This is a genomic window from Paraburkholderia adhaesiva (assembly GCF_021390575.1).
Lineage (GTDB): Bacteria > Pseudomonadota > Gammaproteobacteria > Burkholderiales > Burkholderiaceae > Paraburkholderia > Paraburkholderia adhaesiva.
Window position 1 is genome coordinate 444,062 of record NZ_JAJEJQ010000004.1, and the last position, 14,922, is coordinate 458,983.

16 protein-coding genes are annotated in these 14,922 nt (G+C 58.5%); 11 read left to right on the plus strand and 5 right to left on the minus strand.

Annotated elements, in window-relative coordinates:
- Positions 1–52: 52 nt before the first annotated feature.
- Positions 53–682 (minus strand): hypothetical protein, encoded by a 630-nt coding sequence (locus L0U80_RS29825; protein ID WP_233874713.1) that lies wholly within the window; start codon positions 680–682, stop codon positions 53–55.
- A 158-nt stretch (positions 683–840) separates the two neighbouring features.
- On the opposite strand from L0U80_RS29825, the gene L0U80_RS29830 reads away from it, so the two are divergent.
- From L0U80_RS29830 to L0U80_RS29840, 3 genes are all read left to right on the plus strand, one after another.
- Entirely contained in the window at positions 841–1,737 is an 897-nt protein-coding gene (locus L0U80_RS29830) for a hypothetical protein (protein WP_233874715.1), read from the plus strand.
- Complete coding sequence (locus tag L0U80_RS29835; RefSeq protein ID WP_233874717.1) at positions 1,730–3,070, plus strand: hypothetical protein; 1,341 nt, start codon at positions 1,730–1,732, stop codon at positions 3,068–3,070. The genes L0U80_RS29830 and L0U80_RS29835 overlap by 8 nt, the downstream gene beginning before the upstream one ends.
- Positions 3,071–3,338: 268 nt before the next feature.
- Positions 3,339–4,193, plus strand: a complete 855-nt coding sequence (locus L0U80_RS29840) for an HNH endonuclease (protein WP_233874719.1) — start codon at positions 3,339–3,341, stop codon at positions 4,191–4,193.
- Positions 4,194–4,258: 65 nt separating this feature from the next.
- Here the strand turns inward: L0U80_RS29840 and L0U80_RS29845 are convergent, their stop codons facing one another.
- Positions 4,259–4,957 (minus strand): hypothetical protein, encoded by a 699-nt coding sequence (locus L0U80_RS29845; protein WP_233874721.1) that lies wholly within the window; start codon positions 4,955–4,957, stop codon positions 4,259–4,261.
- 267 nt (positions 4,958–5,224) lie between these two features.
- Here L0U80_RS29845 and L0U80_RS29850 point away from each other — a divergent pair, with 267 nt between their 5' ends.
- The 4 genes from L0U80_RS29850 (at position 5,225) to L0U80_RS29865 (ending at position 6,904) form a co-directional block, all read left to right on the plus strand.
- Positions 5,225–5,737: a hypothetical protein gene (locus L0U80_RS29850; protein ID WP_233874723.1), complete on the plus strand. Its 513-nt coding sequence runs from the start codon at positions 5,225–5,227 to the stop codon at positions 5,735–5,737.
- A 43-nt stretch (positions 5,738–5,780) separates the two neighbouring features.
- Positions 5,781–5,957, plus strand: coding sequence for a hypothetical protein (locus L0U80_RS29855; RefSeq protein WP_233874726.1), 177 nt, complete (start codon positions 5,781–5,783; stop codon positions 5,955–5,957).
- Between the two features lie 116 nt (positions 5,958–6,073).
- A complete protein-coding gene (locus L0U80_RS29860; RefSeq protein WP_233874729.1) occupies positions 6,074–6,316 on the plus strand; it encodes a peptidoglycan-binding domain-containing protein in 243 nt (80 codons plus the stop codon).
- A 33-nt stretch (positions 6,317–6,349) separates the two neighbouring features.
- Entirely contained in the window at positions 6,350–6,904 is a 555-nt protein-coding gene (locus tag L0U80_RS29865; protein WP_308444902.1) for an N-acetylmuramidase family protein, read from the plus strand.
- A gap of 32 nt (positions 6,905–6,936) precedes the next feature.
- On the opposite strand, the gene L0U80_RS29870 is transcribed toward L0U80_RS29865, so the two are convergent.
- On the minus strand, positions 6,937–8,448 hold the full coding sequence (locus L0U80_RS29870; RefSeq protein ID WP_233874734.1) for a hypothetical protein: 1,512 nt from the start codon (positions 8,446–8,448) through the stop codon (positions 6,937–6,939).
- Positions 8,449–8,511: 63 nt separating this feature from the next.
- Positions 8,512–8,640, minus strand: a complete 129-nt coding sequence (locus L0U80_RS31625; protein ID WP_267955017.1) for a hypothetical protein — start codon at positions 8,638–8,640, stop codon at positions 8,512–8,514.
- A gap of 86 nt (positions 8,641–8,726) precedes the next feature.
- Here L0U80_RS31625 and L0U80_RS29875 point away from each other — a divergent pair.
- Positions 8,727–9,814 (plus strand): IS3 family transposase gene (locus L0U80_RS29875; protein WP_233862864.1). Its coding sequence is split into 2 segments (ribosomal slippage): positions 8,727–8,976 and positions 8,976–9,814, totalling 1,089 coding nucleotides; the frame shifts between segments, so codons are not numbered across the junction.
- Here L0U80_RS29875 and L0U80_RS29880 read toward each other — a convergent pair.
- Positions 9,811–11,490 (minus strand): 3'-5' exonuclease family protein, encoded by a 1,680-nt coding sequence (locus L0U80_RS29880; RefSeq protein ID WP_233874737.1) that lies wholly within the window; start codon positions 11,488–11,490, stop codon positions 9,811–9,813. The two genes, L0U80_RS29875 and L0U80_RS29880, sit on opposite strands and share 4 nt — an antisense overlap.
- A 166-nt stretch (positions 11,491–11,656) precedes the next feature.
- Here L0U80_RS29880 and L0U80_RS29885 point away from each other — a divergent pair, with 166 nt between their 5' ends.
- Genes L0U80_RS29885 through L0U80_RS29895 form a run of 3 tightly spaced genes read left to right on the plus strand, consistent with a single transcriptional unit; the run spans position 11,657 to position 14,785 of the window.
- Positions 11,657–12,955, plus strand: coding sequence for a hypothetical protein (locus L0U80_RS29885; RefSeq protein ID WP_233874740.1), 1,299 nt, complete (start codon positions 11,657–11,659; stop codon positions 12,953–12,955).
- Positions 12,952–13,431 (plus strand): hypothetical protein, encoded by a 480-nt coding sequence (locus tag L0U80_RS29890; RefSeq protein ID WP_233874743.1) that lies wholly within the window; start codon positions 12,952–12,954, stop codon positions 13,429–13,431. The genes L0U80_RS29885 and L0U80_RS29890 overlap by 4 nt, the downstream gene beginning before the upstream one ends.
- Positions 13,424–14,785 carry a hypothetical protein gene (locus L0U80_RS29895; protein ID WP_233874746.1) on the plus strand — a complete coding sequence of 454 codons (1,362 nt, stop codon included), beginning with the start codon at positions 13,424–13,426 and terminating at the stop codon, positions 14,783–14,785. Before L0U80_RS29890 ends, L0U80_RS29895 begins: the two co-directional genes overlap by 8 nt.
- Positions 14,786–14,922: the final 137 nt, after the last annotated feature.

The window sequence follows — 14,922 nt, forward strand, 5'->3', positions numbered from 1 at the left end:
GTTCTCGGACACGGCAGGCTCCTCACATCAAGATCAATGACATCGGGGAGAACTACTCGGAAGACACTGGCGGCTCCTGTTCCTCGATCTCCATTCCGGCATCCGGTTCGCTCGCTGGTGCATCGAATCCGGGCATGAGGCCACGCTGTTTCGCAAGCGCCAGCTCGGCCGCGTGGGTGAATTCGAGCAGGTGATTGACTACCGGAATGAGCGTCTGGTCGTGACGTAGCTGCCACATCACGTACCGCTCGAAGATGAGCGCTGCGCGCAGGTTCTCGTTGGGGTCGTCCGTGCCGCCCGTCCTGTGCGCATGCAGTGCGTGCAATCCGGTGAGCTCATGCGTGAGCTGTTCCATGTCACACCGGAACTGGCGGAGCAGCGCGCTGTAATCCCGTTTGTCCTCCACCTGTTCGAGCAGCACCGGGTTGCTGATCACGGGCACGGCGCGCGTAATCCAGTGATCCATCAACGCGGTCATCTTCAGATACATGTCGTTGAGCTCGTCCCACTGGCTCCGTGCCGTATCGAGGGCGATACGGGCAGCCTGTGCCATGGGGGATGTGCGCAAGACCGTCTGACCGTTCGCCTGCTCCTGCGTACGTGCGCGCGCCCTGTCCTGCACCCGGGCCGGTGTGAGCCCCCGGGCATCGCGGTTGCGCCGCGAGCGGGATTTCTTCGTCATGTGCTGCCACTCCCCTGAATCTGGTTTTTGCCCTTCGCGATTCATCATTTGAGACCCGTGAGAGTCGCGACCCCGATCCCGTCAGGCGCCACACGCTGCGACGCAGCCGTTCACCACAGCATGGAAGCTGCAGATATTTTTTAACGTAAGGATTGCGTATGATTGACATCATGCGAGACTATCTGGCGCAGGCGACGTCCCCCGAATTCACGCAGATGATCGGGGAGGCGCATGCCGTATTCGATGCGTTCGGGGTGGAAGACTATGCCGATATCTTCGTGCAGATCCTCATGATGGACGACGTGGTCGATCGCGGCCAGAGCGTGCAGGACGTGTACGACGCGACGCGCGACCTGCAGGTGGGGCTTTTACGCGCGCTGGGCGTGACGGTTTCAAACGAGGCGCGCGTCGATGAGCTCACCGGGCTGCTGCGCGGGCTCAAAGCCGTCGAAACGTTCGATGACCCGCATGCGATCCTGCGGCACTGCGAGCTCGAACTGCACCCCGAGGAGCTGTTCGCCGAGGTGCTGGGCCTGACCACGGGGATTCCGGCCGAAGCGCTCGTTATCGAACTCCATGCGGTCGACCAGGCCGTGATCCAGCGCATCATCGAAGTGGCGATGACCCGGATTGAGGAGCAGGCACCGGTGGACCGGCAGGAGAAGGTCCCCTATATCGAAGCTTGGAAGCGCTTCACTGAACTGGCCGATACCCCACCCGTGCTGCTTGCGCGCTTCTTCGCCGACGGGCTCGATGTGGGCTATCCGTTCATGCTTTACGTGAACATGATCGGGCCGGAGATCGAAACGCTGCCGCCCGGGACGATCGCCGCCGATCTGGTCGCGATGGCGCTCATTTCCCGCGACGGCAACGCCAACCCGCGCGGTGTGATCGCCGAACACATCGACACCCTGCTGCGTGATCTCTCGCTCATCACGAAGGTGACGGTGGCGGCGAACGACCTACTGGTCAAGGCCGAGATCCGCGCCACTACGCCCATCAGGACGGAATTGACCGGGACGCAATTGCAGGTGGAGCCTTCGCACGATGGATAAGCGTACTTTTTTTCTGAGGGCGATGCGTGGCGAGGAATATCGCCGCCGCGCATGGGTCATCTCCGCGTTCAGCCAGACGCGCGAGAACCCGGATGCGTGGAAGACCGATCGCTACCCGTGGCGCATTGTGCAGACGCCGACTGCATACTTCTTTGTCGATCCGGAAAAGGAAAACGAACTGACGGCCATCGACGATGCGGACACCACCGCACCGCCCTTCCGGTTTCGGGATCCCATCGATCTGAAGACCGGTGAAGTGCCCAACCTCTACCGGGATGTGCGCACGACCTACGGCAACACGCTCTTCAATTTCCTGGTGCTCGTCTACCCGTTTGGCAACCGGGTCGAATTCCAGCCCGGGCGCGTGAGTGCCGGACAGCTCGAGGATCATGTGCTCAGCCGCACGATCGATGACCCCGAACGCGCGGACAAAAGATCCGGGACGCCCGCACCACCCGTAACGGATGGCCTGAAGGCCCCGCTCTATACGAGCGAGTATGTGAAATTCTCCAACGCGATGTTCCAGCTCACGGCCTTCACGCAGCTGTGCGTGCCGGCGGTCACGCGCAAGACCATGCAGGCGGCACCCGGCATCCACGAGTTGCGCGAAAAGCTGCTGGAGCAAAACAGGGGCCGCCTCGACGATCCGGCCGTGGTCGCCGGCATCATGAAGGAGCTCGTCAAGTACGACAAGGACTGGCTCAAGGACGATGAGGGGGCGAACTTCCTCATCACGAAGAAGTCGTGGGAAGTAGTGAGAACGCGCCTGTTTTCGATGATGGACATGGAGGCGGGCTTTGGTGACCTCACGAAAGCCGATCTCGTGAAGACGTCGCTAGCTGAAGGCTGGGACATCAGCAAGTTCCCGAGCATGAACGACACCCTGCGCGCGGGCTCCTACAAACGCGGCGCCGAAACGGCGCTCGGCGGCGAACTCGTCAAATGGCTGCTGCGTGTGTCGGCGAATCTGGGCGTCACGCAGGAGGACTGCGGCACGCGTCTGGGGCTCGAGATGACCGTCGACGAGGGCAACCTCTACAAGCTGCCGGGTTCCGCGGTGGTGACGGCTACAGGCCACGAAAAGATCGACAGCGAGGAAGCCGCGTGCAGGTATCTGGGCAAGAAGATCATGCTGCGCAGCCCCATGTTCTGCGCCCTGCCGAAAACCGACTACTGTTCGGTATGTGCTGGCGCGCGTCTCTCACTGAATCCCACGGCGCTCTCGGTGGCGATCTCCGACTATGGCTCCGCGTTCATGGGACTTTCTTTGGGCGCTATGCACGGGAAAGTATTGGAGACCGCCAGAATGGACTACCGGAAGGCCATTTCATGACGAAACAGGCATTTTTCTTCTGTCTATCGTATGTACAGACAGCAGGAAAGGTGTTCACGTGCATGAGTCAGAAAAAACTATCAGCATTCCGAATGGATATGTCGCGGTTCCTGGTTATCCACACATAGCGGTCAATCGCTCAGGAGCAGTGGTTAGCTTGTTGACTGGAAACAGGTTGAGTGTTGCGCTTCACCGGATCTCCGGGTATCTGAAAGTTGGTCTGAGCATCGGAGGAGGAAAGACAAGAACTTACATGCACCATCGTCTGATGGCACTCGCCTTCATCGAGAGACCCGAGCGCCATGCGGACAAGAACTTCGATGAACTGGACGTCAACCACATCGATGGCAACAAGGCGAATAACCGGCTGGATAACCTCGAATGGGTCACACCTCTCGAAAACCTCGAGCACGCCATCAGGAACGGCCTGCTTGTCATGCAGGCTGTCATGAGCCGCAACATCAGGACCAACGAGATCCGGGTCTTCCAGTCGGCTGACGATTGTGCCAGAGCCTTCGGTGTTAGCGGAATCCGGATGCGCAAGCATGTCGCTTCGCCTCGAGCGGGCTACGTGACGAAGAAGTGGTGCGTGTTCAAGAAGGCGGATGACATGCCTTGGCCGGACTTAAGCGACGAGTATTTCGAAGCAAACAGCTGGGAGATGGTATTCGGCGCGTGGTACGCGACGGATGTCGCCACCGGCAAGGTACTGATTGCCCAGACGCTCCAGCAGCTTGCCGAGGTCATTGGCGTGTCGTTCTGCCGGCTGCAGACCGCCTACGGCAACCGGCCGGAAAAACCCTATCAGGGCAGGTGGCTCGTCCGGTACGACGATCTGGCATTACCAGACGCGCTCAAGAAGATCTCGCACTATAAGGAACGGCTAATGTTCGCACCGAAGCTCGTTACCGCAACGCATGCCAGGACGGGGGAAGTGCTGCGCTTCGCCAGCCGGAACATCGCGGCCAGTGCTCTCGGAATTCATCCAGACCGGATCCGGTACGCGACGAAAGTCAAAGGTGGTGTCGTCGGTGACGGGCGATTCGTTGAAGAAGATTCCGATGTCGACCAGGCGATCCTGCAAAACAGGGTGACATTCAGGGAGTACCTGAAAGTAGTCTGACCCGGAAATATGCGTATTGATGGACACATATGGCCAATTTGTGTCCAGAGCTGTGAGAGTTTCGCCTACTCAGGCTCGGCGCAAAACACTTCCTGGAAGATGGGCGCAACGACCTGCGCATAAGACTCGTTAAAGCGATCAAGGAAGTTTCTGGTCTCACCATCATCTTTTGCCTTGCCTGCCTGATGAACCTCGAAACATCCATTTTCGTTGTTGAAGCAGATCAGAAACAGGGAAAATTTCCGGTCTTCCTTGGTGACGACGTAAAACATTACGGGCACCTGGATCAATGACGGGTCAATGCCTCCTCGCGTTACAATATGTATGAACCTGTCCAGATGTGCCCTGTCATCCTTGGGCAGATAGTATGCACTTGTCTCTGCGTTCCATTGCACTGGCGTAATCGTGCCGAAGATGTCGTTTTTGAAGTCGCGGCCGAAGATTGTTTTGCGGAAGTCCCATAGCAGCTCTTTCACGAAGTCGTTGATCGGGAAGTTGCTGCGGAATTTCGCCTCGACAAAATGATGGTCGTATGACGCATGGCTGATCAGCAGATCTGGAAGACGGCCAATGTAATTCTGGATCTTGCTGACGTTACTTCCATCCGCGCCGTTGCGCCCACGCGAAGACCGATAGGCAAACCGGGTTGCGAAATGCTCTATTCCCGCGTTTTCGACCTCGAAACCCATTGCTGCAAAGTGATTCCTGCAGATTACCTCAACAATGTCGCCCTTGATCTTGCGTACACCGTATGCATTTGTCATTACCGCTCCCAACCCGTTGGCATGGACGACCGCCTGCGCAGGCTATCATGGTGGGTAACGGCATATTTTGAGGTCGCACAGTATTTTCGTTACCAGGGCCTGGACGGCTGGTGCTGTATCTATAAGGCATTCCCGGATACAGTATCGAACGACTGAAAGGCGCACGGGAAAGTATTGGAGACCGCCAGAATGGACTACCGGAAATCAATCATCTGAGGGACACCGCCGATTGCGCGCGCGACCCGTCAACTTTCGATGGGGGAGTTCATGATGAACGATGAACCGGCCGAAGGCAAAGGTGCGGCTCCAGCCGCACGTGCGCGAAGTGGCGCGAAAGAGCCTGAGAAAGTGGCACCGCCCGATGAACAGGGTGAAAAGGCGCGTGACGTGGGCGAGCCGCAACCCGCGCAGCAGAGCGAGGACGCGGAAAGCGCTGCCGGAATTTCCCGCGCCACCGTAGCGCGCAAGACGACAGCGCGCACAGGCGGGGAGCCACAGGCTGCGAGCGTGGCCGCAGCGTCCGCAGACGGGCCTCTCGGGAACGAACCGGTACAGGAGGACACGGCCGCTGCAAAAGACATTTCGATTGCCGGCCAGATGATCATCAACACGATCACGCGGTACGCGCAAACGATGAAGCCCGGACAGCTTTTCACCCAGGCCGAAGGCATGCGGCAGCAAGTGAGCCTGCATAACGCGATCTTCGCCGCGATCAACACGCTTGATGCGGATTTCAGACCCGTGCTCACAAGATCCTGGCGATCCTGCATGAGAGCGTGATGCCGCGTTTCGCGAGACACACCTCTTTCGTTACTGGGACAGCGTGCCGCTCTCGAAGAACCAGCGCCGTGGTTTCGAGAAAATCATCACCCTGCTCAAGACGCTCGCGGACCCAAAGACACGGCCCGTAGCGCTGCGCCAGGTCGACTTTGAACGCCTGCTGCAATATGGACTGACCGAGCAGGGGCGAAACCGTCTCGCGGCATACTTCGGCAAATAATCACACCAGGCAGTACTGAGCGATTCGGGAGTTCCACCCATCCTGTGAATGCCCTCGCCCACCTGCGTTACTGCGGGCGCCGGGCGAGGGTTTATTCCGGCGATGAGGAGAATGCCATGCCCGCCCTTCAGTCAGGTACCACCACCACGCAGGCCCAGCAGATCCAGCGCGCCCTGAACGAGAAAACAGGCGGAAGCCTGAAGATCGACGGCCAGTTCGGGCCACTGTCCATTGCCGCACTCCAGAAGTACCAGAGCCAGATCGGGGTTGCCGTCACCGGCATCTACGATTCGGCGACGCAGGCAATCCTCGGGCCCTTCATGGCCCAGAAGTATCTGGGCGCAACCTCCTTCCACTAGGCCGCACAAAAGCTCGGTATCGATGTCGCCACGGTGCAGGCGGTGTGCCAGGTCGAGGCGAAAGGCGCAGGCTTTCTCGACAATGGCCAGTGCATCATCCTCTTCGAGCGTCACCAGCTCCACAAACAACTGGGCCCGGTGCTCGCCGCGGCGAAACTCAGCCAGCTCGTGAGCCAGTATCCGACGCTCATCAATACGGGTGCCGGCGCCTATCTCGGGGGCGCGGCCGAATGGACGCGTCTCACGCAGGCCCAGCAGATCCTCAGGAGCAGTGGTGTGGATGCGACGCTTGCCTTTCGGGCCTGCTCCTGGGGGCTCTTCCAGATCATGGGCTACCACTTCAAGGATCTCGGCTATGCGAGTGTCACGGACTATGTGAATGCGATGCAGGCGAGCAAGACAAACCAGCTCGATGCGTTCGTGCGCTTCGTGACGAACCTCAATGGTGGCGCGATGCTGCGCTACCTGAAGGCAAAAGACTGGCTGCACTTTGCGCTGCAGTACAACGGTCAGGCGGCGGTGACGATGAACAACTATCCAAAAAAACTCAAGGATACCTACGCGACGCTCATTAAAACCAGTCCTTAATTACGCTAAAAGAACAGGTCCTTGACCCTGGATCATGAATTGCTTCGTCGTTTGCTATGTTCTTTAGCATTGACGACTTGTGCAATCCAATGATGTCCATCGGCAGCAATCATTGCCAGATTCGCGGGTTTCCCTGCCTCTATGAGAGACGGGCCGACAGAATGGACCGTTGCAGCGGGACAAATCACATCTACATCAAATGGCCCGTAGTTTTTGCCGAGAATGCTAAGGTTAAGCTGGTAATTGATACGAATATCCACCGCAGCTTGGTTTGCGATCATCGTTTTCAGCTGCTCCTCAGAATCTATCGAAATCATGCGTAGCCGGATTTCACGTTCTCCGGATTTGTCGATATTAACCATTGCCAGAAGTTCCGATATATCACCTCGGTCACGTATAACGTCAGTCAAATCTGTTGGTAGTGTTAGATCAAGGCCGAAAAAATCGTCAAGCTGTCGAAGTTCATCAATTTCATTGAGAAAGATTCGCAAAAAACGGAAATGCTCCCCACCATCGACAAACCCCTTGCCAACATCCAATTCAATACCATTATGCGTGCATTGAATCCGGATCTGCACGGGTGAGGCAAGTGACTGCATTATTTGCTGCAAGCGCGCAAAGTACGGCAATCGCTTTGCCGGCTTCTTTGCCCACCCTTCAAGATTGAAGGTGAACGCGAAGTCAGGTCTACCACCGTCATAGTCTGCAGTCGTGATGGCAGTCATCATTCCATCAAAAGCGGATCCCTTGAACCGAAAGCCCTTGCTCCCTTGAGTAGCATTCCCTGTGAATTCGACAAATAGAGGTGTCGTCGTTTCCTCATTGAGTATTGCTGTTATAGTGACAGAGCGCGGCTGGGTAGACAACCGAAAGCGCTTGATGTTCTCAGAGGGAAATAGCGGAGAACCTTCCATGCGGATATCTACGCTGTCGGAAACATGATTTCCGCCGTAGTCGAAGAAATCATGCAGGGCAAGAAATTCACTTTCCTTTCCTTGGGTTCCTATGACAAGCCGTGTTTCCACGGGTTCCTTTGCGCTAATTTCATAAATTGTCCCTGACTCACCCATGTGAACTGCAACCTTGAAGCGCGGGTCCAATCGTTCTTGTCGTGCGGCTTCGCGTCGACAAAACACATTTATTGCGCGTCGAATCTCCGACTGCGTCTGGAGTGCGGTTTCAGGATTTCGACCTACGCGATCTCGAGCAAGTTGCTCCGCTTCATGTTTCAGTCGTAGTAATTCTTCGACGGAGTACGCATCAGCATCACGATCGATAATATCAGCACAGGTCGCGCACGCCCAGAGTCCGTTTTCGATGGAAGCCCGCTTCTCAGGACTCTGATTCGGGTCATATCTCGGTCCGCCTGGAGCTGCAGCCTTGATGTGCGCCGCTTTCCCAATAGAAAAATCTTTGTTGGATGTTCCTGTCTTGGGTCCGGTCGTTTGCACATCGCAGATCGAGCAGCGAAAGTTGACGCGTTTGGCCAGAATGAGTTTAACGCTCTGAACAAAGTCATCCCGGATTCGTTTTGCCCCTTTCACGTTCTTTTAACCTTCCTCGGTGTCGTTTATAGACATTTTATCCGCAGATGGCTTGAATTGGCGTCAGTTCTCATCTTCGCGTTCGAAATCATCGTCCCGATCTTCATTCTCCCCACCATCCTCTCCTCCGTACCAAACATCACCGGTGTCGCGATTCAGCATGAGCGAATATGCCGGGATATCGAATTTCAATCCTTTCGTACGCGCAAACGGGTAATGCCCCCGCAAATCCATCGTCGGGAGAAGTAGAATTTTCTCGTTAAGAGGGAGTTCTGCAGATGAAGAAGTCGAGATTCACGGACAGCCAGATACTGGAGGCGCTCAAGCGCGCGGAGGCCGGACTGGCGGTGCCGGAGCTGTGCCGGGAGCTGGGCATCAGTTCGGCGACGTTTTATAAATGGCGCTCGAAGTACGGCGGCATGGACGCGTCGATGATGTCGCGCATGAAGGAACTGGAGGCGGAGAATGCCCGGCTTCGCAAGATGTACATCGAGGAGAAGCTCAAGGCTGAGATTGCCTCGGAGGCACTGCAAAAAAAGTTCTGAAGCCATCTCGTCGGCGCGAGATGGCAAAGCGGGTTGTGCAACAGCGGCGCGTGTCAATTCGTGTGGCGTGCGCGGCGTTTGGCATCAGCGAGTCGTGCTACCGGTACGAGGCGAAGTTGAACACGGAGAACGAAGAGATTGCCAACTGGCTGCTGCGTATCACGGGTTGCCATCGCAACTGGGGTTTTCTGCTGTGCTACTTCTACCTGCGTAACGTGAAGGGATTCGGCTGGAACCATAAGCGCATTTACCGGATTTACCGCGAGCTGGAGCTGAACCTGCGCATCAAGCCGAAAAAGCGGCTGGTGCGGGAAACGCCGCAGCCGCTATCGGTACCGGAGGCCATCAATGAAGTGTGGTCGATGGACTTCATGCATGACCAGCTGGTTGACGGGCGCAGTATCCGGACGCTGAACGTGATTGATGATTTCAACCGCGAGGCGCTGGGCATCGAGGTGGATTTCTCGTTGCCATCCGAGCGGGTGATTCGCACGCTGAAGCAGCATATGGAATGGCGAGGCAAGCCGAAGGTCATCCGGTGCGACAACGGCCCGGAATATCTGAGCGCGGCCATCGTGACGTGGACGCAGAAGCAAGGCATCCGGTTGGAATACATCGAGCCGGGCAAGCCGCAGCAGAATGCGTATATCGAACGGTTCAACCGGACTGCTCGGTACGAATGGTTGTCGCAGTATCTGTGGGAAGACCTGGAGCAGGTTCGCGAAGCGGCGGCCGACTGGATGTGGATTTACAATCACGAGCGCCCGAATATGGCATTGGGCGGTTTTACCCCGAAGCAGCGGCTGGCCATGGCCGCTTAGTTTCTACTTCTGCCCACCGTGGAAAACGGGGGCATTACCAACGCATCGAGCCACTGATCGAGTGACGGCAGTCCGAACAACCCGCACGCGACCTCGACCGCATTGGTCGCGCCCCCCGACAGGTTGATGCCCTGCATGCGTCTCGCGCGCTCGCCCACGCCATCAATACGGCAGAGCTCGCGCGAAGTCGTTTCCTTGCTGATGTTGAAGGTCTCCTCGCCCGTCGGATAGGAACTCAGGGCGTCGAGGTCGGCCGCGTGGGCACGGATCGAGGTGCGCAGCTTTGGCGCCTCTTCAATGAGGCACAGGCCGTTCTCGGCCACGAGATGCGCGGGCAGTGTGACGATCCAGCCCGAGGGGCTCACCACCTGGGCATCGAGTTCCGTGTGCATCGAGTCGGATGTGGTGCCGATGACCCGTCCCTTCTCTTCCAGACAGAAGTAATGCAGCCGGTCGACCAGGCGCCGCGGCTGCGAGTTGAAATTGCTGAAATCCGACCAGCCGGCAAAACTGGGGAGCGTGAGTTGCAGGTCACGCGTTTGCTCGTCGAGCAGCTCCATCGACGCGCAGTCGAACACGTTGTAGATCACGTATTCGAGCGGATAGTGGCGCTGCATGAACCGGTGCCACGAGATACCGGTGAGGTGCGCGGCTTCCTCGAAGCGCAGCTTGTGCAGGCGTTCGCCGAAGGTCTTGCGCAGGATTGCGTCCAGCGAGTAGGACGGGTCCTTGCCCTTCTGTGAGCGCAGATGCCAGTAGACGGTATGCCACTGTGCCTGGGGCGGGACGGGACTCACCTTGCCCGAGGCGGTGACCTTGCGGTTGCTGCCGGTCCTGTAGCGGAAATGCCGCCACTTCTCAGGCACGCCCGGATCACTGAATACATCTTTCGGGTCGACACCGGCGTTCGCGAGACACTCGAGCATTTTCGGCATGTCGAAGTTGATGTTCCAGATCGCGATGAAGTCCGGCATCCACGCGTGAGCCTTCCTGAAGCACGTCGTGATGATGTCGACCGGCCTGTCGACCAGCACGATTTCCCAGTCAATGTTTCGCTGCGCACAGATCGCCCCGATGTAGCGCTCGAGCTTCTCGCGCAATGACGGCTCGACAGCCCCACAGCCAGCGACGAACGGGCGCTGAATCGCGGTGATGGCGTGCGCGCCATACGAGAGCGTGGCGATGATGATCTCGCCCGTGCTGTCGCTGGTGCCTTGGAGCGCATCGGTCTCGACATCAAAGGCCGCCACGCTGTACGGCGTAGCGATGCCCGGAAAACGCTCCATGTACGTCTTCCTGATGACCGAGGTGGACAGTAGGTCGGCCCCGTAGAGATACGGCGAGCGCCTGAGAATATGGGGGTCGCGTACGCCGGGCGTGCCCAGCGCCCTAGCCATCGCGATGGTCTGTCCTGCACGGGTGCTCTCGAAGCGGGTGAGCCGCTCGAGGAGTTCCCATTCTTTTTTTTCGTGATGATTGCGGTACGGGCGTTTCGTTACCCAGAACGGGAAAGAAAAATTCCTGATGAGCCGGACGTGCGGTTTCGTTGAGCCCTCCGGGTCATGCACGATCTCCTTGACCAGGTGGTAATCGTCGCCCTCGCCCGCGGGCGGTGCACAGTACACGGCGAACCGACACTCGCGGGCAGACGGCTTGTTCTCCGTGGCCTCTGGCATGGCATACGCCCTCCTCCAACGATGAGCGCTGTGTGAATCAATGCGTGGCTGGCCATCCCTATGAAATGCGGGTGAGAGTCAAATGCAGCTCACCCGTGGGGACTGCCGGCACACGATGGCAGGCAGCCGGTCAAAACTGGTTTTTCAGTGACAGGGGGTGTGCGCCATGTGGCTCAGGGATCCGGCTGTGCGGCTGGCCTGCGAGGACGTCGACTTCCAGAGCGATGCGTTTTTCCGTGAACTTTGTGCGCTATTCGCGGAACTGGAGAAGGTGAGGCCCGAGGAGATGGCCGATCAGGATGCCGCGATGCAGCTACCGGCTGTGATCGCGCACTACACGGGCATGAATGTGAAGGTGGCCTGGGGCAATGACGGTCCGGTCATTTTTCCGCCCACCATCACGAAAAACCATGTACTGCTCAGCCGCTGGGGGGACTACTACCGGCAGTACGTGCTGACCAGCATGGATGCGGACAAGCTCCTCGCGCAAAGCCAGACCCGGCCCATTGGCCGGGTTGATCGCAGGAACGCGCGCGTATCCGGTGTATTCAGTGAGCTGGAAGCAGTACTGGTCATGCCCGCGCAGATCTTTCAGGAGAGGCTCACGGCCGAAGAGGTTGCAGCAATGGTCCTGCATGAGCTGGGCCATCTTTTTGCGTATTTCGAGTTGATCGGTCAGTCGCTGACAACCAACCAGATTCTGGCTGGTTTGTCGAAGAAGCTCGATCAATCCGTGGGCGTGAAGGACCGTGAAGCGGTGCTTGCGAAAGTGAAGTCCATCGCGCAGCTGTATGATCTGGATGTGGAGATGCTGGCGAAGTCGGCTGACCAGAAGGTCATCGAGCTCGTGGTGGTATCGAGCATCGTGCGGGCCCTGCAGTCAGAGCTGGGCATGCCGCTCTTTGATTTGAACAGTTTCGAGGCGCTGGCTGACCAGTTTGCCGCGCGCCTGGGTGCTGGCAGGGCGCTGGTCATGGGGCTGGACAAGCGCAATCGGGCGCACGGCCACATCGCCTACCGTAGCCGTCCGTCGTGGTTGCTGGCTGAGTCGATGAAGGTCATTTTGCTGCTGGCTGTGCCGCTCACGCTCGGCGGCACGTGGTCGAGTTTGATGGCCAGCTGCACTCGGGATGCAACGGGTGTGGAAACCGCGGTCTACGGTTCGGTTAAAACGCGCTTTGACCGTATCCGCGAGCAGCTTGTCGAGGGCATGAAAGATCCGAAGCTCGATCGCGACATGCAGGCGAGCTATGTCGAAGATATTGCGGCGATCGATGAAATCCTCGCAAATGTAAGCGAGCGCCGGCAGCTCCTGAGCTACATGGCCGATTTTTTCTCGCCTTCCCGTCGCCAGCGGATATCCCAGGAAAAGCTTCAGCGCGAGCTGGAGCGCATCGCGAACAATGACCTGTTCGTGAAGGCCGCGGCACTGAAGCACACTGCCACCGGAGCACTCCCGTCATGAAAGCACAATTCGTCCCCTTTCTAACCGCCACCAACGTGCAGATCCGGGAGCTGGAAAACCGCAGCCGCATCATTGCTACGGCTGTGGCGCTTGCGGTCTCACGTGTCGTCTCGCTGCCCTCGGCTGCCGTGGAAGCGCCGGGCACGCACTACAACTTCACGGTGCTGCCCGAAGTGCAGCACCATATCGGCGAGTTCAACGAAGAGGTCGTCTTCGATGTGCGTCTCGCGCTCGCCGCCGCGCGCGAGTTCTGGATGCTGCGCTACCACGCGGCCCACGCTGAAACATTCGCCCTGGTCGATCCGGGCGCCGGCTTCTACGACAACCTGATTGGCGTAGCGATGTACGTGGACCGCGACAGCTGCTGCTTTAACAATGCGCATCTGGTGGCGATCTACGCGCTCGCCAGTGAAGCGCTGGGACTGATCCAGCAGGAGCAGATGCAACAGGTGCAACAGGGAGCGGCGCATGTTTAATCAAGGTCTGAACGCCGGGATCGATGACGACTACGACACGGACCTCGATCTTGTGCCGCAGATCGTTGAGACCATCGGCACGGGCGCGCCCCCGGAGTACGAGGAAGAGGCGCAAACGATTTCGGCCATGGAAGCGCGCATCGAGGACCTGCTCGTGCTGCGCGCGCAGATCCACCATCAGCGTGGCATGAGCCAGGCGCTTGCCATCGAGGGGCTGCGCATCATGCCGGAGTTCGGCGAGGGTGCGCCCGCGAGCTTCTACTCGCTGCAGCCGGGCGCAACGCGTCTGGCGATCGCCAGTGAATCCATTATCCGCGGCATCTGGGAGGCGATCAAAACTGCAATCGCGGCATTGCGGGCCATGATCCGCAAGTTCATCAACTGGCTGCGGGGCGGCACGGCCGATGATGCCGGTGGACTCGACGAAGCAGCAGCCAGGACTGAAAAGAACATCGACGCGCTCGTGAAGGTCGCGCATGAGCTGCTCGATGTGCTCAGGGCGTACCGCAAGGGCACGTACCGCAGTCGTGACGGTGAGGGTCCCGCGCACCTGACGTTCGACCAGGTGTTCGATTACGTGAGGGGCAACGCACGCGACTACTTCTACGGCGCCCAGCCTGGTCCGGAAAAGCTCTACCTCGACCTGCTCCACGGGGGCGAATATTCGAAGGCAATGGGCGAGACCGGCTCGCTGTGCGAGGGGCTGGCCGTGATCGTGAAGCAGCGTGTGGCCCTGCTCGATGCGATCCTCGAAAAGGACTTTCAGCGCCCGGCTTTCTCCGGCGACAAAATGGCGGGTCTCGCGAGCCTGAAAAAGCTCGAGGAGCCGCTTACTGTGACGTTCGGGCATCAGGAGCTTACGCTGGGGGAACTCAACGCCGAGCTGCGCGATCTGCGGCATGCGGGTGACGCGAAACACGATCATGACCGGCTTGAGATCGATGACCTGTACACGGCGTTTTCGAGGGTCGGCGAGCGCCTGACGATCAGCGACTCGATCCGCTCGCTCAAAAAGCTCACGCCGCTCATGGCGGCAATGGAGCAGCACCTAGCGGAACTGGAGAGGCTGGTCGGCCAGTTGCCCGCGGACGAGGCGCCAGACGATGCGTCAGCCGTGATCGGTCCGGGTCTCAGAAGCGCGATCGTGAAACTGGGCCGTGACATGAACGACCTGGGCGTGCTGGTGCAAAGTGTGCTGTCCTATGCGGCCGAAATCCGGCTCACCGCGCAGATGGCGATCCGTCTGGCGAAAGACGTTGCTCGCTTTATCGTGGAGAACATTGTTGATGAAAGTAACAAGGCGCTGCCGCAGTGGATTACACTTCACGCGAAGCTTGAACGCATTCGTGCCTGAAGGCGCGCAGACGTCGCCATGCACCATGGACGGCGCTAGAACCGATCTTGAAAGGGTATCTTTGATGGCTTCACAATGGCGTGGCCGACTGGGCGTTCTTGCACTATGTGCCGGACTTGCTGGATCGAATACCGCTT

Excerpts from the sequence above, each read along its gene's own strand:
- L0U80_RS29825 (WP_233874713.1), bottom strand. The coding sequence starts at position 682 with ATGACGAAGAAATCCCGCTCGCGGCGCAACCGCGATGCCCGGGGGCTC.
- L0U80_RS29830 (WP_233874715.1), top strand. The coding sequence starts at position 841 with ATGATTGACATCATGCGAGACTATCTGGCGCAGGCGACGTCCCCCGAA.
- L0U80_RS29835 (WP_233874717.1), top strand. The coding sequence starts at position 1,730 with ATGGATAAGCGTACTTTTTTTCTGAGGGCGATGCGTGGCGAGGAATAT.
- L0U80_RS29840 (WP_233874719.1), top strand. The coding sequence starts at position 3,339 with ATGGCACTCGCCTTCATCGAGAGACCCGAGCGCCATGCGGACAAGAAC.
- L0U80_RS29845 (WP_233874721.1), bottom strand. The coding sequence starts at position 4,957 with ATGACAAATGCATACGGTGTACGCAAGATCAAGGGCGACATTGTTGAG.
- L0U80_RS29850 (WP_233874723.1), top strand. The coding sequence starts at position 5,225 with ATGATGAACGATGAACCGGCCGAAGGCAAAGGTGCGGCTCCAGCCGCA.
- L0U80_RS29860 (WP_233874729.1), top strand. The coding sequence starts at position 6,074 with ATGCCCGCCCTTCAGTCAGGTACCACCACCACGCAGGCCCAGCAGATC.
- L0U80_RS29880 (WP_233874737.1), bottom strand. The coding sequence starts at position 11,490 with ATGCCAGAGGCCACGGAGAACAAGCCGTCTGCCCGCGAGTGTCGGTTC.
- L0U80_RS29885 (WP_233874740.1), top strand. The coding sequence starts at position 11,657 with ATGTGGCTCAGGGATCCGGCTGTGCGGCTGGCCTGCGAGGACGTCGAC.
- L0U80_RS29890 (WP_233874743.1), top strand. The coding sequence starts at position 12,952 with ATGAAAGCACAATTCGTCCCCTTTCTAACCGCCACCAACGTGCAGATC.
- L0U80_RS29895 (WP_233874746.1), top strand. The coding sequence starts at position 13,424 with ATGTTTAATCAAGGTCTGAACGCCGGGATCGATGACGACTACGACACG.